Below are 25565 nucleotides of genomic sequence, written 5' to 3'. Positions count from 1 at the left end.
CAACCGTCATGCCGGACTTGATCCGGCATCCCGCTTCTTCTTCTGACGCCGGAAGAAGCTGGACCCCGGATCAAGTCCGGGGTGACGGTTAAAAGCTAAAGCCCCGCGATCCAGTCGCCGAGCTGGGCGAGGTGGCTCAAGCGGCGATAGCGTTCGTGGCCGACGGGTTCGTTGGCGCGTTCATGCTCCCAGACGATGTCGTGCGGGACATAGGCCGCGAACGCCCCCGCCGACAGCGCCGGCAGCACATCGGAGCGCAGCGAGTCGCCCGCCATCACCGCCCGCTCGGGCGCGACGCCGTGGCGGGCGAAGAGGCGGTGGAAGGTGTCGGCATTCTTGTCGCTGACGATCTCCACGCCCGAGAAGCGGTCGCCGAGGCCGGAGGCGGCGAGCTTGGTCTCCTGATGCAGCAGATCGCCCTTGGTGACGAGCACCAGCCGCGCCTGCGCGCCGAGCACGTCGAGCGCCGCCTCAATGCCGGGGAAAAGCTCCACCGGATGCGCCAACAACTCGCGCCCCGCCGCGAGGATGTCGGCGATGGTGCGATCGGTGAGGCGGTCGCCGGCCAGCTCCAGCGCCGTCTCGATCATCGAGAGGGTGAAGCTCTTGGCGCCATAGCCGTAGAGCTTGAGGTTGCGAATCTCGATCGCGGTGAGCTGCTCGCGGCTGACGCCCGCGTCGGCGAAGGGGGCGAGCAGGTCCGCGAAGATGGCCTGCGTCGCGTCGAAGTGGCGCATATTATGCCACAGCGTGTCGTCGGCATCGAGGCAGATCAGTTCGATCGGCATCTCAGGCGAGCCCCAGATCTGCCGGCCCGAAGGCATGGGGCAGCAGCGCCGAGAGCATGTGCCGCTCGACCGTCACGCCATCCGCAGAGGCGCAGAACACCGGCAGGTCGCGCCCGCCCATCTGCGCGGCTTCGTTGAGCACCTGGCGGCAGCGGCCGCACGGGCCGACGGGCTTGTCGCCGACGGGGAGGCCGTCCGCGCCCTTCATTCCGCCGATTACCGCAACCGCCAGCACGTCCGCCAACCGACCTTGCGCGTTCGCCGTCGCCAGCGCGACCGTCTCGGCGCAGAGCGACAGGCCGTAGCTCGCATTCTCGAAATTGGTGCCGGTGACGATCGACCCGTCCGTCATCAACAGCGCCGCGCCCACCGCGAAGCGCGAGTAAGGCGCGTGCGCATGGCGCGCCGCCGCCCGTGCCGCGTCGACCAGCACCGCGACGCCCACTTCTTCCACCGAAACTTCCGTCACCTTTATCCCCGGATATGCAGCACGCAGATCAGCGTGAAGAGCCGCCGCGCGGTATCGAAATCAAGCTCGATCTTGCCGTCCAGCCGCTCGCGGAGCAGCTCGGCGGCGTCGTTGTGGAGGCCGCGGCGCGCCATGTCGACCGTCTCGATCTGCTGCGGCGTCTGTTGACGAACCGCCTGATAATAACTGTCACAGATCGCGAAATAATCTTTGATCGAGCGGCGGAAGCGCATCATCCCGAGGCCGATCGTTTCGACCGGCGATCCGTCGGCGCGCTGGATGTCGATCGCGAGCCGCCCTTCCTCGACGCGCAGCGCCACCTTGTATGGCCCTTCATAGCCATCCGATGCGGCACGTAAGGGCTTGAAATAATTATCGTTCAGCAGATCGAGCAGGGCAACCTTGCGCTCCTGCTCGATATCCGCGTTGCGCCACAGGATGGTGCGCTCGTCGAGTGTGATGTCGATGATCCGCGGGTCACTCATGCACACTTGGGTTATCGGGTCCGGTGCCGCTTGGCGAGAGGCCTGTTATCCACCGTTTGGGCAGAAGTCTGTGGATGGAATCGTGGGCCGATTCGCTTTGGACGGGGATATCCCTGTGCGCGCGGTTGAGCCCGGGCGCAGACAGGCGGATGAAGGGGGATGGCCGAACCCTATCGAATCATGCCCCCCGCCGGTGAGGCGGACGCACCCGCTTTGCCCCAGAACATCGAGGCGGAGGCCGCGCTGCTCGGCGCGATGATGATCGACAACCGGCTTTGCGAGGACGTGCAGGTGAAGCTGCGCGCCGAACATTTCTTCGAGCCGCTGCACGGGCGAATCTACGAGCAGATCCTCCGGCTGGTCGACAAGAACATGATCGCCAATCCGGTGACGCTCCGCCCGCTGTTCGAGAGCGACGAGGCGATGAAGGAACTGGGGGGACCGGCCTATCTGGCGCAGCTCACCGGCTCGGGCGCGGCGCTGATCGGCGCGCGGGACTTCGCGACGCAGATCTACGACCTCGCGCTGCTGCGCGCGCTGGTCGGCGTCGGGCGGGGCATGGTCGAGAGCGCGATGGACACCTCCGACGAGGTCGATCCCAAGACGCAGATCGAGCAGGCCGAAGTCGCGCTCTACAAGGTGGCCGAAGAGGGCGGCGAGCAGGGCTCGACCAAGAGCTTCCTCCAGGCCGCCACCGAGGCCGTGAAGAATGCCGAGCGTGCGCTGAACAGCGGTGGCCATGTCTCGGGCATCACGACCGGCCTCGACAGCCTCAACGCCAAGATGGGCGGCCTGCACCGCTCCGACCTCATCATCCTCGCCGGACGCCCCGGCATGGGCAAGACCTCGCTCGCCACCAACATCGCGTTCAACGCCGCCCAGCGGCTGATGCGTGACAAGGCGGACGGCATCGGGCCGGAGAAGTCCTTGGGCGCCGGCACGGCCTTCTTCAGCCTCGAAATGTCGGCGGACCAGCTCGCCACGCGTATCCTCGCCGAAAGCTCGGGGATCAGCGGCGAGAGCCTGCGCATGGGCAAGATCTCGCAACACGATTTTCGCAACCTCGCCCGCGCGGCGGCCGAGCTGGAGCAGTTGCCGCTCTATATCGACGACACGCCCGGCCTCACCATCGCGGCGCTGCGCACCCGTGCGCGCCGCCTGAAGCGCCAGCGCGGGATCGACCTCATCATCGTCGACTATCTCCAGCTCCTCTCGGGCTCGGGGCGGGGCGGCGAGTCGAACCGCGTGCAGGAAATCTCGGAAATCTCGCGTGGCCTGAAGCAGCTCGCCAAGGAGCTGCACGTCCCCGTGATCGCGCTCTCCCAGCTCAGCCGTCAGGTCGAGCAGCGCGAGAACAAGCGGCCGGTGCTGTCCGACCTTCGCGAATCCGGCTCGATCGAGCAGGACGCCGACATCGTGCTCTTCGTCTATCGCGAGGAATATTATGTCCACTTCACCAAGCCCAAGGAGGCTTCGGTGGAGGCGGGCGACACGCCGGGCGAAGTGGCGGCGTTCGAGGACTGGCAGCGCGCCATGGCCCGCGTCCACGGCATCGCCGAGGTCGTGGTGGCGAAACAGCGTCACGGCTCGACCGGCACCGTGCCGGTGAAGTTCGACGCCAAGATCACGCGCTTCTCGGATCTGGTCGATTCGGGTTACGTCGTGCCGGATCTCGAATGATCGTGCTCGCCGCCCTGCTGCTCGCCGCCGCGCCCGATGCGCAGCGCGGCACGCTGGCCGAGGCGGCGCAGGCCTTCGACGATGCGCAATTCCACCATGACCGGGCGGCGCTGGAGCGGTTTCTGGCGCCGGATTTCCTGTTCGTGACGGGCAAGGGCGAGGCGCTCGGCCGTGACGGTTTCATCGCGGGCGCCACGACGCCGGGCGAGGTCCTGGAGCCGTTCGTCATCCTGCATCATCGGGTCGAGCCGCAGGGTGCCGATGGCGGCGTGGTGAGCGGTGAGGGGATCGAACGCGGCACGCAGGACGGAAAGCCCTTCGTCTCGCACTTCCGCTATGTGGACGCCTTCGCGCGGCGGAAGGGGCGCTGGGTCGTCGTCTACACGCAGGTGACGAGCCTGCCGCGGCCCTGAGCCCGGAAGCCGCCTCGCCCGGACAGGCGAACGAGGCGGCCGGGTTCGATCAGGCGAAGGCGTTGATCAGCATGGAGCCCAGGCTGCCCGCCGTGCCGCCACCGGCGCCGTAGAGGCCGTTGGACGACACCGCCGAGCGCAGGCTGGAGACGAACGAGGTCAGCCCGTCGAGCGCGTTGTGCGCGCTGCTCGCCACGCTGGTGAGCGGATCGGTCGATGTGGCCGTGCTCGTCGGATCGGTGCTGCTGTCGTCGGAGAAGAGGCTGTCGAGCGCCGAGGCTCCGCCGCCGCCATGGGCGTGGTGGACATGGCCGTGCGCCTTGGCGAACAGGCCCTTCAGCTCGCTCGCCTGATCGGTGGTGAGCTTGCCGCTCGACACGTCGGCGTCGATCGCGCTGCCGACCTGATCCTTCATCGACGTGGCCGTCGACGCGCCGGACTGGAGCGCGTTGCCGATGTCGTTGATCGCCGACGACAGGGCCGACTGATCGCCCGACGGGATGGTGCCCGCCGTCACTTGCTTCTGGAGCAGGGCCTGGATGCCCGAACCCCAGCTATTGCCTGAAATACTCGTCATGCGGGTTGCTCCCCCGAGACCCTGAAAACTCCCGGGGCGGCTTCTCGCAGAAAATCCTAAAGCTTCCGTTGATCCGGTCGTAACTGGATTGGATGGGGGTCAGAAGCTCGGCTGGTCAGGCCCGTCGGCGGGGGTGTGGATGCCGCACTCCACCTTGTCCCAGCCGCGCCAGCGACCGGCGCGCGGGTCTTCGCCCTCCTGCACGACGCTGGTGCAGGGCGAGCAGCCGATCGACAGATAGCCCTGCGCCTCCAGCGGATGACGCGGCAGATCGTACGCCTCGAAATAGGCGTCCAGATCGGTCTTAGTCCAGCCGGCGAGCGGGTTGAGCTTGATCCGGCCGGCGGCGTCGCTCGTGTCCATCTCGAAAGCGGGGATGTGCGTGCGCGTGGTCGACTGGAAGCCCTTGCGGCCCGAGATGGTGGCGTCGAAATCGGCAAGCGCGCGGGACAGCGGCTCGACCTTGCGGATCTCGCAGCAGCCGTCGGGATCGTAGGACCAGCGTAGTTCCGTGGCGTCGCGGGCGGCGAGGCGCTCGGCGTCGGGGCGGATCGTCCGCACATCGGTAAGGCCTAGCCGCTCGATGAGCTGGTCCCGATAGGCCAGCGTCTCGGGAAAATGCTTCAGCGTATCGAGGAAGATCACCGGCGTCGCCGGATCGATGCTCGCGACCATGTGGAGCAGCACCGCCGATTCCGCGCCGAAGGAGGAGACGACCGCCGTGCGGCCGGTCAGCCTCTCGATCAGCGCCGCGCGGAGCACATCGGCGGGCGCCGAACCGGCGAAGCGGGTGTTGAGGCGGATGACGTCGGCGGGCGTGTGGCGCGGCCCCGTCTCGATCACGTCGCGCGTGCGCACCGCCTCAGCCACGGCGCAGCGCCCAGACGGGCACCCTCCCGTCCTCGGCCTTCTGATAGGAGAAGGGGAAGCGGCGGAAGGCGCGCTCCACGGCGGCCGGATCGAGCGGCTTGTCCGGCGCGAAGGCGTCGAAGCCGCAGCGGCGCATATGGCCGATCTGGTCGATCAGCACGTCGCCCGCGGCGCGAAGCTCGCCCTTGTAGCCCGACTCGCGCAGGATCGAGGCGGCGGAATAGCCGCGCCCGTCGCGGAAGGTGGGGAAGGCGATCTCGATCAGCGCCAGCCGGTCGAGATAGGGGATGAGGGCGCGGGCGTCCTCGTCCGATTCCAGCCGCACGGCGGTGGCGTTGGTCTGGTCGAGGAAGGCGTCGAGGGTGACGGCCGGCTCCTCATGCGCGCTGTCGTCGCGATAGCGCAGGGCCTCAACCATAGATGGCCTCCTTGAAGGGCTCGAACCCGACGCGGCGATAGGTGTCGAGGAAGCGCTCGCCGGGCTCGCGGACGGCGCGATACTTGTCGAGCGTGCGCTCGATCGCGTCGACCACGCCGTCCTCGTCGAAGCCGGGGCCGGTGATGCGGCCGAGGCTGGCGTCCTCCGCGCCCGAACCGCCGAGCAGGAGCTGGTAGTTCTCCGTGCCCTTCCGGTCGACGCCGAGGATGCCGATGTGGCCGGCATGGTGGTGGCCGCAGGCGTTGATGCAGCCCGAGATCTTGAGCTTCAGCTCGCCGAGATCACGCTGGCGGTCGAGTGGAGCGAAGCGCTCCGCGATCTTCTGCGCGAGCGGGATCGAGCGGGCGTTGGCGAGCGAGCAGTAATCAAGGCCGGGGCAGGCGATGATGTCGCTGATGAGATCGAGGTTCGCGGTGGCGAGCCCGGCGTCCTTCAGCGCCTGCCAGACCGCGTGGAGATCGGCCTTCCTCACATGCGGCAAGGTGATGTTCTGCGCGTGCGTGACGCGCAGCTCGTCGAAGCTGTAGCGCTCGGCAAGATCGGCCATCAGGTCCATCTGCTCGGCCGACGCGTCGCCGGGGATGCCGCCGACCGGCTTCAGGCTGATCGTCGCGATCGCATAGCCGGGCTGCTTGTGGCCGAAGACGTTCTGGTCGACCCAGGCCTTGAACTCCGGGTCCGACAGGTCGAGCTCGTCCGACAGGCCCTCTTCCCACGCCGGCGGGGCGAAGTAAGCGGCGATGCGGTCGAACTCGCTCATCGGCGGATCGAGGTTGAGCGCCTTCACATGCGCCCATTCCTCCTCGACCTGGCGCGCATATTCCGCCGCGCCGATCTCGTGGACGAGGATCTTGATGCGCGCCTTGAAGATGTTGTCGCGCCGGCCGTAGCGATTGTAGACGCGCAGGCAGGCTTCCAGATAGCTGATGAAATGCTCGGCGGGCAGGAACTCGCGAATGAGCGGCGCGATCATCGGGGTGCGCCCCATGCCGCCGCCGGCGAACACCTTGAAGCCGAGTGCGCCCTCCTCGTTGCGGACGATCTGCACGCCGATGTCGTGCAGCCGCATCGCCGCGCGATCCTCGTCGGAGGCGATCACCGCCACCTTGAACTTGCGCGGCAGATAGCTGAACTCCGGGTGGAAGCTCGACCATTGGCGGAGCAGCTCGGCCCAGGGGCGCGGGTCCGTCACCTCGTCGTGCGCGGCGCCGGCATATTGATCCGACGTGGTGTTGCGGATGCAGTTGCCGCTCGTCTGGATGCTGTGCATCTGCACGCTCGCCAGATCGGCGAGGATGGCGGGCGCGTCCTTCAGCTCGATCCAGTTGAACTGGAGGTTCTGGCGCGTGGTGAAGTGGCCGTAGCCGCGATCATATTTGCGCGCGACATGCGCCAGCATCCGCATCTGGCGGCTGTTCATCGTGCCATAGGGCACGGCGATGCGCAGCATATAGGCATGGAGCTGGAGATAGAGGCCGTTCATCAGCCGGAGCGGCTTGAACTGGTCCTCGCTGAGCGCGCCGGAGAGGCGGCGGGCCACCTGATCGCGAAACTCCTCGACGCGGGCGTCGACGATCGACTGGTCGAACTGGTCGTAGCGGTACATGTCAGATCACCCAGCTTCCGGTCGCGGGATCGATGGGAACGCGGTTCAGGTCGAGGCGCACCGTCGGCCCATAGGCGCGGATGCGATCCTTGATATGGGCGGGGCGGGGGCCGCGCGGGGTCATTTCGGCGTCGATGATGTAGGGCACGTTGACGCGGCGCGAGGCTTCCTCGCGCGCGATCAGGGCGGCGCCATTCTCGCCGACGTCGGCGGCGTCCTCGATATGGCGGGTCCAGCCTTCGCCGTCCCACCACACCACGTCGCCGGTGGCGAGGTCGTTTCCGGTCGCGATTTTCATGCCTTCAGGGCCTCCGCCTGCGCCGCCAGCGTCGCGAGCCGGTTCTCGGCATCGGACAGCACCACCACCTCGCCCACGACGATGATCGCGGGGCTTTCGACCGTCTCGCGCGCCACCATGTCGCCGAGGTCCGCCAGCAGCGTCCTGAGCGCGCGATGGCCGGGCAGCGTGCCCTTCTCGATGATCGCGACGGGGAGCGCCGGGTCGACGCCGTCGGCCATCAGCTTGTCCGCGATCGCGTCGGCGTTGGCGACGCCCATGTAGATGACGAGCGTGCGGCCCTTGCCGGCGAGGCCGGACCAGTTCTGCTCGGAGAGGCCCTTGCACTGGCCGGCGACGAAGCTGACCGCGCTCGACCAGTCGCGATGGGTCAAGGGCAGCATCGCCTCCGCCGCGCAGCCGAGCGCCGCCGACACGCCGGGGATCACCTCGACGGGAAGGCCCGCCGCGCGCACCTCTTCGACTTCCTCGCCGCCACGGCCAAAGACGAAGGGGTCGCCGCCCTTCAGCCGCACCACGATCGAGCCCGCGCGGACATGCGCGATGATCAGCGCGTTGATCGCCTCCTGAGGCAAAGTGTGGCGCGCGCGCTTCTTGGCGACCGAGATGCGCTGGGCGTGCTCGGGCGCATAATCCAGCACGCGCGGGTCGATCAGCCCGTCATGGACGACCACATCGCACGAGCGCAGCGCCTCCACCGCCTTCAGGGTGAGGAGGCCGGGATCGCCGGGTCCGGCGCCGACGAGGATGACGCGCCCGCGCGCCGAGGGGTCCAACAAGGATGCCATGATGCGGGAGATGGGGCAGGACGCGCCGCGTCACAACCGAAAGCATCTTGGGGCCGGGCTAGAAGAGCTTGGGGCGGTGCCCGCGTTAGGAGTCGCGCAGGCCCACGCCGATCGAGGCGCGGATCGTCTCCGCCTCGCCCGAGACGACCGGATAGGCGCAGTAGTCCGCCGCATAGTAGGCGCTGGGGCGGTGGTTGCCGGAGAGGCCGATGCCGCCGAAGGGCGCATTGGAGGGCGCGCCGTTGGTCGGCCGGTTCCAGTTGATGATGCCGGCGCGGACGACCGACCAGAAGCGCTCGTAAAGCGCCGGCTGATCGGTGATGAGCGAGGCGCACAGGCCGTATCGGGTGGCGTTGGCCTCGGCCAGCGCGGCGTCGAAGTCCGGCACGCGGATCATCTGGAGGATCGGGCCGAACAGCTCCTCGTCGGCGCGCTTGTCCATGTCGGTGACGTCGATCAGGCCGGGCGTGAGGAAGGGGCGGTCGGGATCGGTCCGCTGGAGATGGTGGATCGGGCGGCCGCCGCGCATGATGAGGTCGAGCCAGGCATTCTGGAGATGATCGGCCGCATCATTGTCGATCACCGGCCCCATGAAGGGCGCGGGCTTGGCGAGCGGCTCGTCGATGACGAGACGGCCGACGAGCTTGGCGATCTCGTCGAGCAGCGGCTCGTGCATCCCGTCGCGCACGATCAGGCGGCGCGCGGAGGTGCAGCGCTGACCGGCGGTAAGATAGGCCGACTGCACGCACAGGATGGCGGCGGCGTGGAGATGCGGCGTTTCCCACACGACGATGGGATTGTTGCCGCCCATTTCGAGCGCCAGCATCTTGTGGGGCGTCTCGGCGAACTGGCGGTGGAGGGCCTGGCCCGCACGGACCGAGCCGGTGAAGAGCACGCCATCGACGCCGGGATGCCGGGCGAGCGCCTGCCCTGTCTCTGGCCTGCCGACCAGCAGGCGGAGGCAGCCTTCGGGGATACCCGCCTCATGGAAGCATTGGACGAGGAAGGCGCCGGAGGCCGGGGCTTTCTCGGACGGTTTGAACACCACCGCGTTGCCCGCCATCAGCGCGGGGACGATATGGCCGTTGGGGAGGTGTGCCGGGAAGTTGAACGGCCCTAGCACCGCCAGCACGCCATGCGGCTTGTGGCGCAGCGCGGTTCGGGACTGCATCGCCCCTTCGAGCTTCCGCTGGGAGGTCCGCTCCGAATAGGCGCTGACCGAGATGTCCACCTTGGCGATCACCGACTGCACCTCGGTGAGCGCCTCCCACAGCGGCTTGCCGGTCTCGCGCGCGATCAGCTCGGCGAAGGCGTCGGCGCGCGAGCGGATCATGTTGGCGACGCGACGCAGCGCCTCGATGCGCACGGTGAGCGGGCGGGCGGCCCATTCCGCCCACGCGCCGCGCGCCGCCGCCACCTCCGCGTCGGGATCGCCTTCCGCACCCTTCCAGAGGGTGGCGCCGGTGGCGGGTTCGGTCGAAATCAGCATGGGTGGAATTGCTCGCCTGTCCAACTGCTTACCCAGCATTCTTTGCCCTGCCCGGTCAAGGGCGCGGCGATGCCATGGCGTCCCCCATACGACGGATTTCCTTCACTTTTCGTTCCATGCGCGACCAGTCATCGGCCTCCGCGATAGGCGCCCAGATCGCCTCGACCTCCTCGATGTGCATCGAGCATGGTTCGGCGTCGGCCCAATAGGGATGATCGAGCGACACCGTCGGCTGATAGTCCGCGACCGCTTCGACGAAGGGGCGGAAGACGGGATGGTCATAGGCCGCCTCGTCGGGAGAGGCCGCGCGCCGGGCTCCGCCCCGCCAGTCGAAGAAGAAGCGGTCGATGGTGATGGTGTTCTGCTGGAGCGCGCGGGTGATCGCATCGGTGAGCGCGATGTCCTCGGCCTCGCCCCGCGGTGTCACGCCGAGGCGCTTCAGCATCGCGTCGGCCAGCGCCTGTTCGTAGAGCGCGGGGAAGTGGTCGAGGATGGGCGCCAGCGCCTCCACCGGCTCCATCGCGGTGAGCGAGAGGGCGAGCTGGGCTGCGTCCCAATGGATCGCCTGCGGCTGGCGTCCGAAGGAATAGAGGCCGGTCTGGTCGAAATAGGCTGCGGTGAAGCTCGGGTCCCAATAGGGCGTGAAGCGCCATGGGCCATAGTCGAAGCTCTCGGCGGTGATCGCGATATTGTCGCTGTTGAGCACGCCATGGACGAACCCCGCCGCCATGTAGGACGCCGCCAGCCGCGCCGTTCGCCCGACCACCAGCTCGTAGAGGCGGAGCGCCGGGTGCTCGCCGGGCCGCTCGCCGTACAGCTCCTCCAGGCAATAGCGGACCAGCGCTTCAGTGCCCGCCGCATCGTTCAGATAGGCGAGACGCTGGAAGCTGCCGATGCGGATATGCCCGTGGGAGAGCCGCACCAGCACGGCCGAGCGGGTGGGGGAGGGCTCGTCGCCGCGATGGAGCGCTTCGCCCGTCTCGATCAGTGAGAAGGTCCGCGAGGTGTTGACCCCCAGCGCCTCCAGCATCTCGGTGGCGAGGATTTCGCGCAGGCCGCCCTTGAGCGTCAGGCGGCCGTCTCCGAAGCGGCTCCACGGCGTCTGGCCCGAGCCCTTGGTGCCGAGGTCCATGAGCCGGCCATCGCGGCCGCGCATCTGGGCGAAGAGGAAGCCGCGCCCGTCGCCCAGCTCGGGGTTGTACTGGCGGAACTGGTGGCCGTGATAGCGCAGCGCCAGCGGTTCTTCGAGCGATCCCTCGAAGGGCTGGAAGCGGCCGAAACGCTCGATCCACTCGGCGTCGCTGAGACCGTCCAGCCCCACCTCCGCCGCCGCGCGATCGTTGCGGAAGCGCAGGATGGTCGCCGGGAAATTGGCCGCCGTCACGCGATCGTAGAATGCGTCGCCCAGAGAGAGGATGCGCGCCTCGGGGCGGAAGGCGGAGGGTGCTTGCGGGGAAGTGGCCATGCCGCGATATGGGGCGCGCCGCGCATGGGAGACAAGCATGGCCGTATCGCAGCCTTACGAAGACGGTTGGTGGCAGACGACCGACGGGCTCAAGCTCCATTACCGCGACTATCCCGGCGGGCCTGAGGCGGAGGGGCGTCCGGCGATCCTCTGCGTCCCCGGCCTGACCCGCAACGCGCGCGATTTCACGGATGTGGAGGAGCGGCTGTCGCCCGCCTGGCGCGTGATCGCGATCGACCTGCGCGGCCGGGGCGAGAGCCCGCCGGCGCCCGATTCCTCCACTTACGCGCCGCCGTCCTACGTGCTCGACATCGGCGCGCTGTTCGTGGCGCTGAAGCTCGACAAGGTGGTGCTGTTCGGCACCTCGCTCGGCGGCATCCTCGCCATGCTGATCGCGGCGACCACGCCCGAGCGGCTGGCCGGCGTGCTGCTGAACGATATCGGCCCGGTGATCGATCCTGCCGGCATGGCGCGCATTCGCACCTATGTCGGCAAGAGCGCGAGCTGGCCGACCTGGCTCCACGCCGCCCGTGCGCTCGCCGAGGCGCAGCGCGACGTCTATCCCCGCTACGATCTGCGCGACTGGCTGGCGATGGCCAAGCGTGTCTGCCGCCTCACCTCGGCGGGGCGCATCGTGTTCGATTACGACATGCGCATCGCCGAGCCGATCCGCGAGGTGCCGGCGGACGCGCCGCCGGTGGACCTGTGGCCGGCCTTCGAGGCGCTGGCGGGCCGCCCGGTGGCGCTGTTGCGCGGCGCGCGGAGCGATCTGCTGACGGCGGCGACGGCGGACGAGATGGCGCGGCGCCTGCCGGGCCTCGATGTCACCACCGTCGCGGACGTCGGCCACGCCCCGGCGCTGGACGAACCGGATTCTGTAGCGGCAATCGACAGGCTGCTCAGTCGTATCATCACAGGACAGTAGGACGATCAGCCACCTTCGGTTCATCGCCCGAATGGCATAAGCCGTTGGGGTCATGTCGGTACGAGTCCTTCATCTCCATTCGACCTTTTCGCTGGGTGGGAAGGAGGCGCGTGCGGTTCGACTGATGAATGCCTTTGGCGCGTCGGCGGAGCATGTGGTGCTGAGCGCCGTCCCCGATGCGCTGGGCGCGCGCCACGCGATCGATCCGGGCATCGCCGTTCGCTTTCCGGGGGGTGACGACGCGCCCTCGCTCGCGGGGCGGCCCGGTCTCGGCCGCTATCGCCAGCTCGCCCGCTACATGACCGGTTTCGACCTCGTGCTCAGCTACAACTGGGGGGCGATGGACGGGGTGATGGCGCATCGCCTTCATGCGCGGGGCATGGGGCTGCCGCCGCTGGTCCATCATGAGGATGGCTTCAACGCGGACGAACTGGTCCGGCAGAAGCGCTCGCGCATCCTGTTCCGCCGCCTCGCGCTGGGCTCCGCCTATCGCACCGTGGTGCCGTCCGCCCGGCTGGAGCGGATCGCCCGGATCGACTGGGGGCGCCCTGCCGCCCGCATCCGCCGCATTCCCAACGGCGTGCCGCTGGAGCGATACGCTGGCCAACCCGAGCCGGACTCCATCCCCAGCTTCCGCCGTGCCTCGGGCGACGTGGTGGTGGGCACGATGGCGGGCCTGCGTGGCGTGAAGAACCTGCCGCGCCTCGTCCGCATGTTCGCGCGATCGGGGCAGGGCGGGCGGCTGGTGATCGTAGGCGAGGGGCCGGAGCGCGATGCCGTCCTCGCCGCGGCGCAGGCCGAGGGCGTGGCCGACCGGCTGCTGCTGCCGGGCTTCCTGCCCGATGCGGCGCGTTATGTCGGGCATTTCGACATCTTCGCGCTGTCCTCCGACAGCGAGCAGTTCCCGATATCCCTGGTCGAGGCGATGGCCGCCGGCCTGCCCGTGGTGGCGACCGAGGTGGGCGACGTCGCCTCCATGGTCGCGCCGGGCAACCGCCGCTACATCGTGCCGCCCGAGGACGAGCCTGGCCTCGCCGAGGCGCTGGGCCGCCTGATCGCCAGCCGCGATCTGCGCCACAGGCTCGGCTCCGCGAACCGGCAGATCGCCTGGGCGCGCTATGGCGAGGAGGCAATGATCGCGGCTTATCGGACGCTCTATGAGGAGGCCATGGGCCGCTCCGGAGCGTTATCCTGACATCAAGGCAATATTAAGGAGCGCAATCCCGCGCTTCCTGCTAAAGACCCGCCGGGGTCCAGTTCCGGGACGGAGGACGATTTGTTCAAAGGTTTGCAGCCGATCCTGTACGGCGGCCGCGAAGTATGGCCGCTCGTCGAGGGCGGCAAGGGCGTTTCGGCGACCAATCATATGAGTTCGGGGGCGTGGGCTGCTGCGGGGGGCATCGGCACTGTGTCGGCGGTGAACGCCGACAGCTACGATCATGAAGGCAAGATCATCCCGCAGATATATCGCGCGCTGACGCGCCGCGAGCGGCATGAGGAGCTGATCCAGTACGCCATCGACGGCGCCGTCGAGCAGGTGAAGCGCGCCTATGATCTTGCCTCCGGCAAGGGCGCGATCAACATCAACGTGCTGTGGGAGATGGGCGGTGCGCAGCGCGTGCTCCAGGGCGTTCTGGAGCGCACGCGGGGGCTCGTCTCGGGCGTCACCTGCGGCGCGGGCATGCCCTACAAGCTCTCCGAGATCGCGGCCGAGCATCAGGTGAGCTACCTGCCGATCGTCAGCTCCGCCCGCGCGTTCCGCGCGCTGTGGAAGCGCGCCTATCACAAGGCGGCGGACTGGCTCGCGGCGGTGGTCTATGAGGACCCGTGGAAGGCGGGCGGCCATAACGGCCTGTCCAACGCCGAAGATCCGCTGAAGCCGGAAGATCCCTATCCGCGCGTGAAGGCGCTGCGCGAGACGATGCGCGAGGGCGGCATCCCGGACACCACGCCGATCGTCATGGCCGGCAACGTCTGGTTCCTGCGCGAGTGGGACGACTGGATCGACAATCCCGAGCTGGGCGCCATCGCCTTCCAGTTCGGCACGCGGCCGCTGCTCACGCAGGAAAGCCCGATCCCGGACGCCTGGAAGCAGCGCCTGATGACGCTGAACGAGGGCGATGTGCTGCTGCACCGCTTCTCGCCGACCGGCTTCTATTCGTCGGCGGTGCGCAATCCCTTCCTGCGCAATCTGGAGGAGCGCTCCGAGCGTCAGATCGCCTTCTCGGGCGAGGCGGCGGGGGATCACCAGTTCCAGCTCGACGTCGGCGTCAAGGGCAAGAGCTTCTGGGTCACGCGCAACGACCTGTTGCGCGCGCGCGAATGGTATGGCCACGGCTTCACCGTCGCGCTCAAGACGCCGGACAACACGCTCGTCTTCGTGACGCCCGAAGAGATGAAGGTGATCCGCAAGGATCAGGCCGACTGCATGGGCTGCCTCAGCCAGTGCGGCTTCTCCTCCTGGGCGGACAATGACACGAACTCGACCGGTCGCCTCGCCGATCCGCGCAGCTTCTGCATCCAGAAGACGCTTCAGGAGATCGCGCATGGCGGCGACGTCGAGCGCAACCTGATGTTCGCGGGTCATGCCGCCTATCGCTTCAAGCAGGACCCGTTCTACTCGAACGGCTTCGTGCCGACGGTGAAGCAGCTCGTCGATCGCATCCTGACGGGCGATTGATGACGGGCAAGCGGGCGCTCGTCGTCCAGCATGTCGCGCATGAGGGGCCGGCGGCGTTCGCCGGCCCCTTGGCCGATGCGGGCTATGCCATCGAACGGCTCTGCCTCGGCGATCCGGGGTTCGAGACGGCCGGCTTCCTCTCGCCGGACCTGCTGGTGCTGATGGGCGGCCCGATGGGCGTGCCCGAGCGTGACCGGCATCCGTGGATGGAGGGCGAGATCGCCCGGCTATCGGAACGTCTCGCGGCGGGGCGGCCGACGCTGGGCGTCTGCCTCGGTGGGCAGCTCATCGCGGCGGCGCTGGGGGCGAAGGTCGCGCCCGGTCCTGTGCGGGAGGTGGGCTTCGCGCCCATCGCGCTGACGGCGGCGGGGCGGGGCTCCCCGCTGGCGGCGCTGGCGGGGGCGCCGGTGCTGCACTGGCATGGCGATGGCTTCGACGTGCCGGAAGGCGCGGTGCTGCTCGCCGAGACTGAGCATTTCCCGCAGGCCTTCGCGCTGGGCGCTTCGGTGCTGGCGCTGCAATGCCATCCCGAGATGGGCGATATCGACGACGGCATCGACCGCTGGCTGACGGCGGATGCGGATTATCTCCGCGGCGCGGGAAGCTCGGCGGAGGTCATCCGCGGAGACCATGCCCGGTTCGGCCGCGAGGCAGCGCGGGCGGGGCAGCGGATGCTGCGGGAGTGGCTCCGGCGGCTGCCGGCCTGAACCGGACAGAAGAAGGGCGCGAACCCCCGAGGGGTCGCGCCCTTCCTCAAGCCGGCGTCAGCGGTAGATGCGGCGGCCGCGCTTATCCAGATAATAACGGCGACCATAGCGGTCGTGATAATAATGGTGGCGGTGGTTCAGCGCCGTGATGGCGGCGCCGCCGGCCGCGCCGACGAGCGCACCGGTGCCGACCGACATGCCCGGAATGATCGCGCCCGCGACGGCACCGGCGCCCGCACCGATCGCGCCGCCCTTCAGGAGCTGGCCCGAGCTTTGCGCATAAGCCGGCGCCCCGGCCATGGCAGCGGCAACGAGGCCGCCGAGCAGGATCTTGCGCTTCATAACAACTCCCTCTCGAACACTCTGCCGGCGAGCATAGCACGCGGGCACAGGGCGGAAAACGGTTGAGCGATTGGGCGGGTTCCGCCTTTGGTGGGCCTTGTGCGGGGTCCGGCGCCTGTCCTAGAGCCCTGGATGCGCAGCGGTTTGGGGATGAAGGCGATGAGGTCGGCGGTGAAGTCGATGATGGTGGCGGCGATCGCCGCGCTCGCGATCGGAGCGGGCGCGCAGGCGGCGTCGAATCAGGTTCGCCAGACGCCTTACTGGGGCTCGATCTCCGCCGGGCAGGCGCGGATGCGGACAGGGCCGGGGCGCAACTATCCGGCGAGCTGGCTCTATCAGCGCGCGGGCCTGCCGGTGCAGGTGCTGGAGGTCTATCCCGGCTGGCGCAAGATCCGCGACCCCGACGGCACCGAGGGCTGGATGATCGGCAATCTCGTGTCCGATCAGCGAACCGGCATGGTGAAGGGCGGCGTGGCGGAACTCCGCGATCGGCCCGATCCGGGATCGAGGGTGGTGTGGCGGGCCGAGCCCGGCGTGATCGGCCGCCTCTCGAAATGTGCCGCGGGCTGGTGCAAGTTCGACGTGCAGGGCCGTGGCGGCTATCTGGAAGAGACGCGTCTTTGGGGCGTCGAGCCGGGCGAGGCGTTCGACTGAGCTAGGCGGCCTGTTGTCCTCCCAACAAACGCTGCGTTGATTTCGGCGAGCGACCGTCTCATTTTGCAACTCGTGAACGATATCGATCTCGCTGCCAGCCTCGCCGACGTTGCGGGGCGCGTGCTCCTCGACCTGAGGCGTTGCAACCTGCTCACCGGCAAGGCGCTCGGCGAGGCGGGGGACCAGACCGCGAACGCCTTTCTGGTCCGCGCCATCCGCCACCAGCGGCCCGATGACGGCCTGCTCTCGGAAGAGAGCGCCGACGACAAGGCGCGCTTGGGGAAGCGCCGCGTGTGGATCATCGATCCCCTCGACGGCACGCGGGAATATTCCGAGGGCCGGGACGACTGGGCCGTCCATGTCGCGCTGGCGATCGACGGCGAGCCGGTGGTGGGCGCGGTGGCGGAGCCGGCGCGCGGCACGCTGTGGCGCTCCGACAAGGTGGTGCTGGCGGATCTCCACAAGAAGCCGGGCATCCTCGTCAGCCGCTCGCGCGCGCCCGAATGCGCGATCAAGACCTGCGCCAAGCTCGACGTCGAGATGCTGCCGATGGGCTCGGCCGGCGCCAAGACGATGGCGGTGCTGCGCGGCGACGCGATCGCCTATCTCCATGCCGGCGGGCAATATGAGTGGGATTCAGCGGCGCCCGTCGCGATCGCCAAGGCAGCGGGGCTCAACGCCACCACGCTGGATGGCCGCCCGCTCGTCTACAACCAGCCGGAAAGCTGGATGCCGGACCTGCTCGTCAGCCGCCCCGAATGGACCGAGCGCCTGCACGGCGCTTTGCACCTTGCTGCCTGACAGCCGAGCTTTCGGGGTAAGAAGAAAGCGAGTCTGGAAAGCGGAGCCATTGCCCGCCAAACAGGGCGCATCATGACGGTTCTTTCCCTTGCCCCCGAACGCCTCACGCATCTCCAGCGCCTGGAGGCGGAGAGCATCCACATCATGCGGGAGGTGGTGGCGGAGGCGACGCGGCCGGTGATGCTGTATTCGGTCGGGAAGGATTCGGCGGTGATGCTGCATCTGGCGCGCAAGGCCTTCTATCCCTCGCCGCCGCCTTTCCCGCTGCTCCATGTCGATACGACGTGGAAGTTCAAGGCGATGTACGAGCTGCGTGACCGGATGGCGCGGGAGAGCGGCATGAACCTGCTCGTCCACCACAATCCGGAAGCGATGGAACGCGGCATCAACCCGTTCGACCATGGCGCGCTCCACACCGACATGTGGAAGACGGAAGGGCTGAAGCAGGCGCTCGACCATTATGGCTTCGACGCGGCCTTCGGCGGCGCGCGCCGCGACGAGGAGAAGAGCCGCGCCAAGGAGCGCATCTTCTCCTTCCGCTCGGCCTCGCACCGCTGGGACCCGAAGAACCAGCGCCCGGAGCTGTGGAACCTCTACAACGCGCGGAAGAACAAGGGCGAGAGCATTCGCGTCTTCCCGATCTCCAACTGGACCGAGCTGGACATCTGGCAGTACATCCAGCTTGAGAACATCCCGATCGTCCCGCTCTATTTCGCCGCCCCGCGCCCGACCGTGGAGCGCGACGGGCTGCTGCTGATGGTGGACGACGAGCGCTTCCGCCTGAAGCCGGGCGAGGAGCCGGTGATGCGCTCGATCCGCTTCCGCACGCTTGGCTGCTACCCGCTGACCGGCGCGGTGGAGAGCGAGGCTTCGACGCTCTCCGAGGTCATTCAGGAAATGCTGCTCACCACGACGTCCGAGCGGCAGGGCCGCGCCATCGATCGCGATGCGGGCGACGCCAGCATGGAGAAGAAGAAGCAGGAGGGGTATTTCTGATGAACGACACCTCCAGCTACCGCGCCGACGCGCTGATCGCCGCCGACATCGACGCCTATCTCGACCGTCATCGCCATAAGTCGCTGCTCCGCTTCATCACCTGCGGCTCGGTGGACGACGGCAAGTCCACGCTGATCGGGCGGCTGCTCTATGATTCGAAGATGATCTTCGAGGATCAACTCGCCGCACTGGAGGCGGACTCCAAGCGCGTCGGCACGCAGGGGCAGGCGATCGACTTCGCGCTGCTCGTCGACGGGCTCGCCGCCGAGCGCGAGCAGGGCATCACCATCGACGTCGCCTACCGCTTCTTCGCGACCGAGAAGCGCAAGTTCATCGTCGCCGACACCCCCGGCCACGAGCAGTACACGCGCAACATGGTGACGGGCGCGTCCACCGCCGACCTCGCCGTGATCCTGATCGACGCGCGCAAGGGCGTGCTGACCCAGACGCGGCGGCACTCCTATCTCGCGCACCTGATCGGGGTGCGGCACATCGTGCTGGCGGTGAACAAGATGGATCTGGTCGAATATGACCGGGCCACTTTCGACGCCATCGTCGAGGATTATCGCGCCTTCGCCGAGAGCATCGGGATCGCCGATTTCGTCGCCCTGCCGATCTCTGGCTTCGTCGGCGACAACATCACCACGCGCTCGGAGAACACGCCCTGGTATGAGGGGCCCACGCTGATCGAGCATCTCGAAACCGTTGAGGTCGATGCCGAGGCGGAGCAGGCCAAGCCCTTCCGCATGAGCGTGCAGTGGGTGAACCGCCCCAACCTCGATTTCCGGGGCTTCGCGGGGCAGATCGCGGCGGGGGTGGTCCGTCCGGGCGACGCGATCCGGGTGCTGCCCTCGGGCAAGACCTCGACGGTCGAGCGCATCGTCACCCTCGATGGCGATCTGGAGGAGGCGGTGGCGGGCCAGTCGGTCACGCTAACGCTCGCCGACGAGATCGACTGCTCGCGCGGCGACGTGATCGCGGTGGCGTCGAACCCGCCGCAAGCCGCCGACCAGTTCGAGGCGAGCCTCGTCTGGATGGCCGAGGAGGCGATGCTGCCGGGCCGGCCTTACTGGCTGAAGCTCGGCGCGCAGACCGTCACCGTGCAGGTGCAGGCGCCCAAATACCAGATCAACGTCAACACGATGGAGAAGCTCGCGGCGAAGACGCTGGAGCTGAACGCCATCGGCGTCGCCAACCTCTCGACCGATCGCCCGCTGGTATTCGAGGCCTATGAGCAGAACCGCGCGCTCGGCGGCTTCATCCTGATTGACAAGCTCACCAACGCGACCGTCGCGGCGGGCATGATCCACTTCGCGCTGCGCCGCGCGGAGAATGTCCACTGGCAGGCCATCGACGTCACCCGCGAGGCCCATGCCCGCCTCAAGAACCAGAGCCCCAAGCTGCTCTGGTTCACGGGGCTGTCGGGCGCGGGCAAGTCGACCATCGCCAATCTGGTGGAGAAGAAGCTCCACACGCTCGGCCGGCACAGCTTCCTGCTCGACGGCGACAATGTGCGCCATGGGCTCAACAAGGATCTGGGCTTCACCGATGCGGACCGGGTGGAGAATATCCGCCGCGTCGGCGAGGTCGCCAAGCTGATGACGGACGCGGGGCTGATCGTGCTCACCGCCTTCATCTCGCCGTTCCGGGCGGAGCGCGAGATGGTGCGCCGGATGCTCCCGCAGGGCGAGTTCGTGGAAATCCACGTCGATACCCCGCTGGCGGACGCCGAGCGGCGCGACGTGAAGGGCCTCTACGCCAAGGCACGGCGTGGCGAGCTGAAGCACTTCACCGGCATCGACAGCCCCTATGAAGCCCCTGAAAATCCGGAGATCCGCATCGACACGACGCGGATGTCGGCGGAGGCCGCGGCCGAGCGGATCGTCGATCACATCCTGCGCGATGCCATCATCTGGGAGATTTGAGGCGGGCAGAGGTTCCCACGGCGTGTCGGGCAGGATAAGGCTGGCGTGAACGCCTGGCCGGGCGTCCGGGGAAGACATTACCGATCCTTCATGCCGAGGTCACGGCACCGCTGAGGCGCCACGGCTACGGTCCATGGCGTCGGCGGGCCTGGACCCTGTCACGCCGATGCATGACGGAACGGCGCTCGGCTACCCACTCCCGGCCGGGCGCCGTTTTCGTTTTTGCGTGAGGGTGGGGTAACAGGTGATATGAAGGCCCCGGTTTTCTACGATCCCAGCGGCCGGCGGAAGCGCTGGTCGCTTCGAGCCCTGTTCGCGCTGATCATCGCGCTCGCCATCACGGCCTGCGTCTTCGCGCTGACGATCGTCCACGTTCCCGTGCCGAGCCCGCTGGATATCCGCATCGAGCGTGCGCAGCCGCGCCCGCTGCCGGCGCAGATCGCGCATGTCCGCCGCGTGCTGAAGCGCGCGCTGGGCGGCTGGCTACCGGTCTCGACCGGCGCGCAGGAGCGGGCCGCCGCCGCCGTGCACCAGCAGGTCGTCGCCTTCTACGTGCCGTGGGACGATGCGTCCCGCACCTCGCTGGTCCGCCATATCGGGCAGATCGACTGGCTGGTGCCGGTGCTGGCGACGGTGAACGGCCCGAAGCACGACTTCACGGCGCTGAACGACCGCGTACTCGACGCGGTGCTGCGTCAGGGCACCAGCCGGCCCAAGATCCTGCCGCTCGTCCAGAACTTCTCGAACGGCCAGCCCGACGGCCCCGGCTTCGCGGCCCTGCTGCGCGATCCCAAGGCGCGCGCGCACCTGCTCGACCAGATCGAGCCGATGCTGGCGCGCTGGCAGGCGGCGGGCGTGGTGCTCGATTTCGAGGACCTGCCCGTCACCGCCCAGCGCGACTATCTGCGCTTCATCGCGGAGGCGAAGGCGCGGCTCGGCGCCAAGGGGCTGATGGTGACGGTGGCCGTGCCGGTCGGCAATCCCGAATGGGATCTGAAGGCCTACGCCCGCATCGCCGACCGCCTGTTCATCATGGACTATGACGAGCACGAGACGAGCAGCGAGCCCGGCCCCGTCGCCTCGCAGCGCTGGTTCGTCGACCGGATGCGCGAGGCGGTCGCCGCCGTCGGCCCGGCCAAGTCGATCGTCGCCATCGCCAATTACGGCTATGACTGGAAGAAGGGGAACAAGGAGGCGGGCATCGTCTCGGTCGAGGATGCGTGGCTGACCGCGCACGACAGCGAGACGCAGATCCGCTTCGATCCCGAGAGCGGCAACCCGACCTTCGACTATGCCGACGACGACGGCGTGCCCCACTCCGTCTGGTTCCTCGACGCCGCAACCGCGTGGAACCAGCTCCGCGCGGCGGACGCGATCGGCGTTTCGGGCGTGGCGCTGTGGCGTCTCGGGTCGGAAGACCCCGGCGTATGGGATGCGTTCAAGGCGTTCGAGAGCAGGAAGGTGCCCGATCTCTCCATGCTGCGTTCCGTCGGTGACGTGGACGTCGAGGGCAATGGCGAGGTGCTGCGCATCACCGATACGCCCACCACGGGCCATCGCACCATCACGGCCGACAGCAACGATCTGATCCGCGGCGAGGCCTATGAGAGCCTGCCGACGCCTTATGTGGTCACCCGCACGGGCTATCAGCCGGGCATGGTGGCGCTGACCTTCGACGATGGGCCGGATTCGGTCTGGACGCCGAAGATCCTCGACATCCTGAAGAAGGAAGGCGTGCCCGCCACCTTCTTCGTGATCGGCGAGAATGCGGTCAGCCATCCGGGCCTGCTCAACCGCATCATCGCGGAAGGCAGCGAGATCGGGAACCACAGCTATACGCACCCGAACATGGCGCTCGTCTCGGGCCGCGGCACCAGCATCGAGTTCAACGCCACGCAGCGTCTGATCGAGGCCTATACCGGCCGCGGCACGCGCCTGCTGCGCATCCCCTATTTCGGCGACGCCGAGCCGACGACCGACGACGAACTCGTGCCTGCGCTGCGCGCGCAGGACGACGGCTATGTCAATGTCGGCCTCCATGTCGACACCGAGGACTGGACGCGCCCCGGCGCGGCGGCGATCATCCGCAACGGCATCCAGGGCGTTCTGGCGGGCAATGCCGAGCGATCCGGCAACATCATGCTGCTCCATGACGCGGGCGGCGACCGGCGCGAGACGATCGAGGCGCTGCCGATCCTGATCCAGGCGCTGAAGGCTAAGGGCTATAAGTTCGTCACCGTGTCGCAGCTCGTCGGGCTGACGCCGCAGCAAGTGATGCCCACCATCTCGGGTGAGGATCTGCTCGCGGTGCGGGCGGATGTCGGCATCTTCCTGTTCCTCGCCGGTCTGCTCGCGACGCTGAAGTGGCTGTTTTTCGTGGCGATCACGCTTGGCATCGCGCGTGCCGTGCTGATGGCGATCCTCGCGGTCTTCTCGAAGCGCGAGCAGGCGCAGGAGCCGGTGCCGGAGATCGATCCCAACCGCTTCGTCTCGGTGCTGATCCCCGCCTTCAACGAGGCGCGGGTGATCGAAAGCTCGGTCCGCCGCGTGCTGGCGAGCGAGGAGGTGCAGCTTGAGATCATCGTCATCGACGACGGCTCCACCGACGGCACCAGCGACATCGTCACTCAGGCCTTCGCGGGCGAGCCGCGCGTGCGGCTGCTGACACTCACCAACGGCGGCAAGGCGGCGGCGCTCAATCGTGGCATGACGCTGGCCAAGGGCGACGTGATCGTCGCGCTCGACGCCGACACCCAGTTCGAGAAGACCACCATCGCCCGCCTCGCCCGCTGGTTTGCGGACGAGGAGATCGGCGCGGTCGCGGGCAATGCCAAGGTCGGCAACCGGGTGAACCTCGTCACCCGTTGGCAGGCCGTGGAATATGTGACCGCGCAGAATCTGGAGCGCCGCGCGCTCAGCCGGTTCGACGCGATCACCGTCGTGCCGGGCGCGGTCGGCGCGTGGCGGCGTTCGGCGCTGGACGCGGTGGGCGGCTATCCGGTCGATACGCTGGCCGAGGATCAGGACCTCACCATCGCCATCCAGCGCGTCGGCTGGCGCGTTGCCTATGACGTAGACGCGGTGGCATGGACCGAGGCGCCGGAGACCTTCCGCGCGCTCGCCAAGCAGCGTTTCCGCTGGGCGTTCGGCACGCTCCAGTGCCTGTGGAAGCACCGCGCCATCCTGCGCGAGCGCAAGCCCGCCGGGCTGGCGCTGGTCGGCATTCCGCAGGCGTGGCTGTTCCAGATCGTGTTCGCGATGATCTCGCCGATCATCGACCTCGCGCTCGGCATCAGCGTCGTCTCGACGATCATCCGCGTCCACCAGCATGGCTGGGCGCAGACGCAGAGCGACGTGCTGCGCATGGGCGTCTACTGGCTGGCCTTCAGCTCGATCGACCTGCTGTGTGGCTGGATCGCCTATCGACTGGAGCCCCGTCGCCAGCCCTATCCGGGTCATCTGCTGCTGGCGCAGCGCTTCATCTATCGCCAGCTCATGTATTCGGTGGTGATCCGCGCGGTGGGCGCAGCGCTGTCGGGTCCGTGGGTCGGCTGGGGCAAGCTCCAGCGGACGGGGCGCGTGGAGGCGAGCGCCTGAGGGGGACTGTTGCTCCTTCTTCGTTCGGTGTCCCGTAACGCGCCTGGCGCTCCGTGCCCCTGCCTCGTCACCCCGGACTTGATCCGGGGTCCAGCTGCTTTCGCCTTGGTCGCGAAGAAGAAGCTGGATGCCGGATCAAGTCCGGCATGACGGTTTGGGGTGAACTGATGACGACGAGGAGGCGGCCGCGTAAGGCGCGCTAGGTCTGCAAGCGGGGCAGCGACAGGCGCACCGAAAGCCCCGGCTCATTGTCGCCGAGCTCGATGCCGCCGCCGTGCAGGCGCGAGACCGCAGCGGCGAGCGCGAGGCCCAGCCCCGCGCCGCCGGGCTGCCGCGCCGGGTCGAGCCTGCCGAAGCGGCGCAGCGCCTGTTCGCGCTGGTCGGCGGGGATGCCCGGCCCGTCGTCGTCGACCAGCAGCGACACGAAATCCCCATGGGTGGCGACCGAGAGCCGGATATGCCCGCCCGCGCGCCCATATTTCATCGCATTGTCGACGAGGTTGGCGAGCGCCTGCCCCACCAGCTCGCGGTGGACGTCGGCATGGCCCTGGCCGCTGGCGGTGAGCGTGAAGCCGCGCTCCTCGGCGAGCGGGCCGTAGACCTCCGCCAGATCCTCCAGCATCCGCCCGAGATCGGTGGAGACGAAGCGGTCCCGCCCGATGCCGGCCTCGGCGCGGCTGATCTGGAGCGCGGTGGAGAGCATCGCGAGCAGCGTGTCCGCCTCGGCGCCGACGCGCTCCAGCGCGGCGGCGGCGGCCTCGTCGTCGGTCTCGCGCATCGCCCGGTCGATGGTGGCCGACAGGCGGGTGAGGGGGGAGCGCAGGTCGTGCGCCAGCGAGTCCGTGACGACGCGCAGCTCCGCCACCAGAGCCTCGATGCGGGCGAGCATCAGGTTGATCGCCTCGGCCAGATCGCCGAACGCGTCGCCCCGGCTCTCGTCGGCGGGCACGCGCAGCGAGAGGTCGCCCATGCCGACGCGGCGCGCCGTCTCGGCGATGCGCTCCACGCGTGCGGTGATGACGCGGGTGGCCACGATCGCGCCGAGCAGCGCCAGCGGGATCGCCAGCAGCAGCGCCGCGATCATCGCCTCGCCGGTGAGCCTGCGGACGCGCAGATCGCCCTCGATGACATGGCCGACGAGCAGGTGCGTGCCGTCGGGCAGTTTGGTGGAGATGACGCCCATCTGCTCCGGTTTGTCGCGCCCGACGCGATAGAGCGGCGGCGTCACCTGCCAGCCGGCGTTGAAGGGGAGGAACGGCGGCCAGTCCTCGATATTGCCGGCGAGATGGTTGCCGACCGGATCGTCCAGCAGCACCGCCGCGTCGCGCGCGCCGGTGGTGGCGAGGCGGGTGGCGATGAGCTGCCTCAGCCCGCGCGAGCCCTCATGCTCGTAATCCGCGATCAGGTCGTCGCGCAGCGCCGTCACCAGCGTGCGCGAGGTACGCTCCAGTTCGTCCGCGATGATGTGGCGGACGAACAGCAGCAGCGCCGTCCCCGAGATGAGCTGGAGGATGAAGACCAGCGCGAAGAAGCGGGTCGTCGACGAACGCAGGAACGCCGGGAGCTTCACC

General features: G+C 68.3%; 24 protein-coding genes. 11 read left to right on the top strand and 13 right to left on the bottom strand.

The features are described 5' to 3' along the window. Positions 1 to 95: 95 nt before the first annotated feature. The 3 genes from ST3T6A_RS0100190 to ST3T6A_RS0100180 are packed head-to-tail and all read right to left on the bottom strand — an operon-like array spanning position 96 to position 1742. Entirely contained in the window at positions 96 to 788 is a 693-nt protein-coding gene (locus tag ST3T6A_RS0100190) for an HAD family hydrolase (RefSeq protein WP_026359293.1), read from the bottom strand. 1 nt (position 789) lies between these two features. Further along, the gene (locus ST3T6A_RS0100185; protein WP_157602227.1) at positions 790 to 1257 is read right to left on the bottom strand and encodes a cytidine deaminase; all 468 of its coding nucleotides are present in this window, start codon (positions 1255 to 1257) and stop codon (positions 790 to 792) included. A gap of 2 nt (positions 1258 to 1259) precedes the next feature. Further along, positions 1260 to 1742 carry a UPF0262 family protein gene (locus tag ST3T6A_RS0100180; RefSeq protein ID WP_019830861.1) on the bottom strand — a complete coding sequence of 161 codons (483 nt, stop codon included), beginning with the start codon at positions 1740 to 1742 and terminating at the stop codon, positions 1260 to 1262. Between the two features lie 159 nt (positions 1743 to 1901). On the opposite strand from ST3T6A_RS0100180, the gene ST3T6A_RS0100175 reads away from it, so the two are divergent. Together ST3T6A_RS0100175 and ST3T6A_RS0100170 are read left to right on the top strand one after the other, a co-directional pair. Beyond that, positions 1902 to 3422, top strand: coding sequence for a replicative DNA helicase (locus tag ST3T6A_RS0100175; RefSeq protein WP_019830860.1), 1521 nt, complete (start codon positions 1902 to 1904; stop codon positions 3420 to 3422). Further along, the gene (locus ST3T6A_RS0100170; RefSeq protein WP_019830859.1) at positions 3419 to 3835 is read left to right on the top strand and encodes a nuclear transport factor 2 family protein; all 417 of its coding nucleotides are present in this window, start codon (positions 3419 to 3421) and stop codon (positions 3833 to 3835) included. The genes ST3T6A_RS0100175 and ST3T6A_RS0100170 overlap by 4 nt, the downstream gene beginning before the upstream one ends. A gap of 49 nt (positions 3836 to 3884) precedes the next feature. On the opposite strand, the gene ST3T6A_RS18945 is transcribed toward ST3T6A_RS0100170, so the two are convergent. The 8 genes from ST3T6A_RS18945 to ST3T6A_RS0100130 form a co-directional block, all read right to left on the bottom strand. Further along, the gene (locus tag ST3T6A_RS18945; RefSeq protein WP_019830858.1) at positions 3885 to 4412 is read right to left on the bottom strand and encodes a hypothetical protein; all 528 of its coding nucleotides are present in this window, start codon (positions 4410 to 4412) and stop codon (positions 3885 to 3887) included. Between the two features lie 99 nt (positions 4413 to 4511). Then, positions 4512 to 5282: a phosphoadenylyl-sulfate reductase gene (locus tag ST3T6A_RS0100160; RefSeq protein WP_019830857.1), complete on the bottom strand. Its 771-nt coding sequence runs from the start codon at positions 5280 to 5282 to the stop codon at positions 4512 to 4514. Beyond that, on the bottom strand, positions 5275 to 5700 hold the full coding sequence (locus ST3T6A_RS0100155; RefSeq protein WP_019830856.1) for a DUF934 domain-containing protein: 426 nt from the start codon (positions 5698 to 5700) through the stop codon (positions 5275 to 5277). Before ST3T6A_RS0100155 ends, ST3T6A_RS0100160 begins: the two co-directional genes overlap by 8 nt. Next, on the bottom strand, positions 5693 to 7327 hold the full coding sequence (locus tag ST3T6A_RS0100150) for a nitrite/sulfite reductase (protein ID WP_019830855.1): 1635 nt from the start codon (positions 7325 to 7327) through the stop codon (positions 5693 to 5695). Before ST3T6A_RS0100150 ends, ST3T6A_RS0100155 begins: the two co-directional genes overlap by 8 nt. A 1-nt stretch (position 7328) precedes the next feature. Then, a complete protein-coding gene (locus tag ST3T6A_RS0100145; protein ID WP_019830854.1) occupies positions 7329 to 7625 on the bottom strand; it encodes a DUF2849 domain-containing protein in 297 nt (98 codons plus the stop codon). Next, complete coding sequence (cobA, locus tag ST3T6A_RS0100140; protein ID WP_026359292.1) at positions 7622 to 8413, bottom strand: uroporphyrinogen-III C-methyltransferase; 792 nt, start codon at positions 8411 to 8413, stop codon at positions 7622 to 7624. Before cobA ends, ST3T6A_RS0100145 begins: the two co-directional genes overlap by 4 nt. A gap of 85 nt (positions 8414 to 8498) precedes the next feature. After that, complete coding sequence (gene astD / locus ST3T6A_RS0100135; protein WP_157602230.1) at positions 8499 to 9911, bottom strand: succinylglutamate-semialdehyde dehydrogenase; 1413 nt, start codon at positions 9909 to 9911, stop codon at positions 8499 to 8501. A 46-nt stretch (positions 9912 to 9957) separates the two neighbouring features. Beyond that, entirely contained in the window at positions 9958 to 11367 is a 1410-nt protein-coding gene (locus tag ST3T6A_RS0100130; RefSeq protein ID WP_026359290.1) for a protein adenylyltransferase SelO, read from the bottom strand. 37 nt (positions 11368 to 11404) lie between these two features. Between ST3T6A_RS0100130 and ST3T6A_RS0100125 the strand changes: the two genes are divergently transcribed. From ST3T6A_RS0100125 to ST3T6A_RS0100110, 4 genes are all read left to right on the top strand, one after another. Continuing rightward, complete coding sequence (locus ST3T6A_RS0100125; RefSeq protein WP_019830850.1) at positions 11405 to 12292, top strand: alpha/beta fold hydrolase; 888 nt, start codon at positions 11405 to 11407, stop codon at positions 12290 to 12292. A 52-nt stretch (positions 12293 to 12344) separates the two neighbouring features. Continuing rightward, positions 12345 to 13487, top strand: a complete 1143-nt coding sequence (locus ST3T6A_RS0100120) for a glycosyltransferase (RefSeq protein WP_026359289.1) — start codon at positions 12345 to 12347, stop codon at positions 13485 to 13487. Between the two features lie 81 nt (positions 13488 to 13568). Further along, the gene (locus ST3T6A_RS0100115; protein ID WP_019830848.1) at positions 13569 to 14972 is read left to right on the top strand and encodes a nitronate monooxygenase; all 1404 of its coding nucleotides are present in this window, start codon (positions 13569 to 13571) and stop codon (positions 14970 to 14972) included. Then, positions 14972 to 15679 carry a glutamine amidotransferase gene (locus ST3T6A_RS0100110; protein ID WP_019830847.1) on the top strand — a complete coding sequence of 236 codons (708 nt, stop codon included), beginning with the start codon at positions 14972 to 14974 and terminating at the stop codon, positions 15677 to 15679. The genes ST3T6A_RS0100115 and ST3T6A_RS0100110 overlap by 1 nt, the downstream gene beginning before the upstream one ends. 57 nt (positions 15680 to 15736) lie before the next feature. Here ST3T6A_RS0100110 and ST3T6A_RS0100105 read toward each other — a convergent pair whose 3' ends face one another. Beyond that, positions 15737 to 16021, bottom strand: a complete 285-nt coding sequence (locus ST3T6A_RS0100105) for a hypothetical protein (protein ID WP_019830846.1) — start codon at positions 16019 to 16021, stop codon at positions 15737 to 15739. Between the two features lie 132 nt (positions 16022 to 16153). Between ST3T6A_RS0100105 and ST3T6A_RS0100100 the strand changes: the two genes are divergently transcribed. The 5 genes from ST3T6A_RS0100100 to ST3T6A_RS0100080 all read left to right on the top strand — a co-directional run bounded on the left by ST3T6A_RS0100100 (position 16154) and on the right by ST3T6A_RS0100080 (position 23994). Then, the gene (locus tag ST3T6A_RS0100100) at positions 16154 to 16675 is read left to right on the top strand and encodes an SH3 domain-containing protein (protein ID WP_235785690.1); all 522 of its coding nucleotides are present in this window, start codon (positions 16154 to 16156) and stop codon (positions 16673 to 16675) included. A 63-nt stretch (positions 16676 to 16738) separates the two neighbouring features. Beyond that, complete coding sequence (locus ST3T6A_RS0100095; RefSeq protein WP_019830844.1) at positions 16739 to 17476, top strand: 3'(2'),5'-bisphosphate nucleotidase CysQ; 738 nt, start codon at positions 16739 to 16741, stop codon at positions 17474 to 17476. A 72-nt stretch (positions 17477 to 17548) separates the two neighbouring features. Further along, the gene (cysD, locus tag ST3T6A_RS0100090; protein WP_019830843.1) at positions 17549 to 18472 is read left to right on the top strand and encodes a sulfate adenylyltransferase subunit CysD; all 924 of its coding nucleotides are present in this window, start codon (positions 17549 to 17551) and stop codon (positions 18470 to 18472) included. Next, on the top strand, positions 18472 to 20397 hold the full coding sequence (gene cysN, locus ST3T6A_RS0100085; RefSeq protein ID WP_019830842.1) for a sulfate adenylyltransferase subunit CysN: 1926 nt from the start codon (positions 18472 to 18474) through the stop codon (positions 20395 to 20397). Before cysD ends, cysN begins: the two co-directional genes overlap by 1 nt. A 249-nt stretch (positions 20398 to 20646) precedes the next feature. Beyond that, positions 20647 to 23994 (top strand): glycosyltransferase, encoded by a 3348-nt coding sequence (locus ST3T6A_RS0100080; RefSeq protein ID WP_019830841.1) that lies wholly within the window; start codon positions 20647 to 20649, stop codon positions 23992 to 23994. A 199-nt stretch (positions 23995 to 24193) separates the two neighbouring features. Here ST3T6A_RS0100080 and ST3T6A_RS0100075 read toward each other — a convergent pair whose 3' ends face one another. Continuing rightward, on the bottom strand, positions 24194 to 25564 hold the full coding sequence (locus tag ST3T6A_RS0100075) for a sensor histidine kinase (protein ID WP_019830840.1): 1371 nt from the start codon (positions 25562 to 25564) through the stop codon (positions 24194 to 24196). Position 25565: the final 1 nt, after the last annotated feature.

This window comes from Sphingomonas sp. PR090111-T3T-6A, assembly GCF_000383095.1.
Lineage (GTDB): Bacteria > Pseudomonadota > Alphaproteobacteria > Sphingomonadales > Sphingomonadaceae > Solisphingomonas.
The sequence above is the reverse complement of the archived record's forward strand: the minus strand, read 5'-3'. Positions and strand labels throughout refer to the sequence as shown.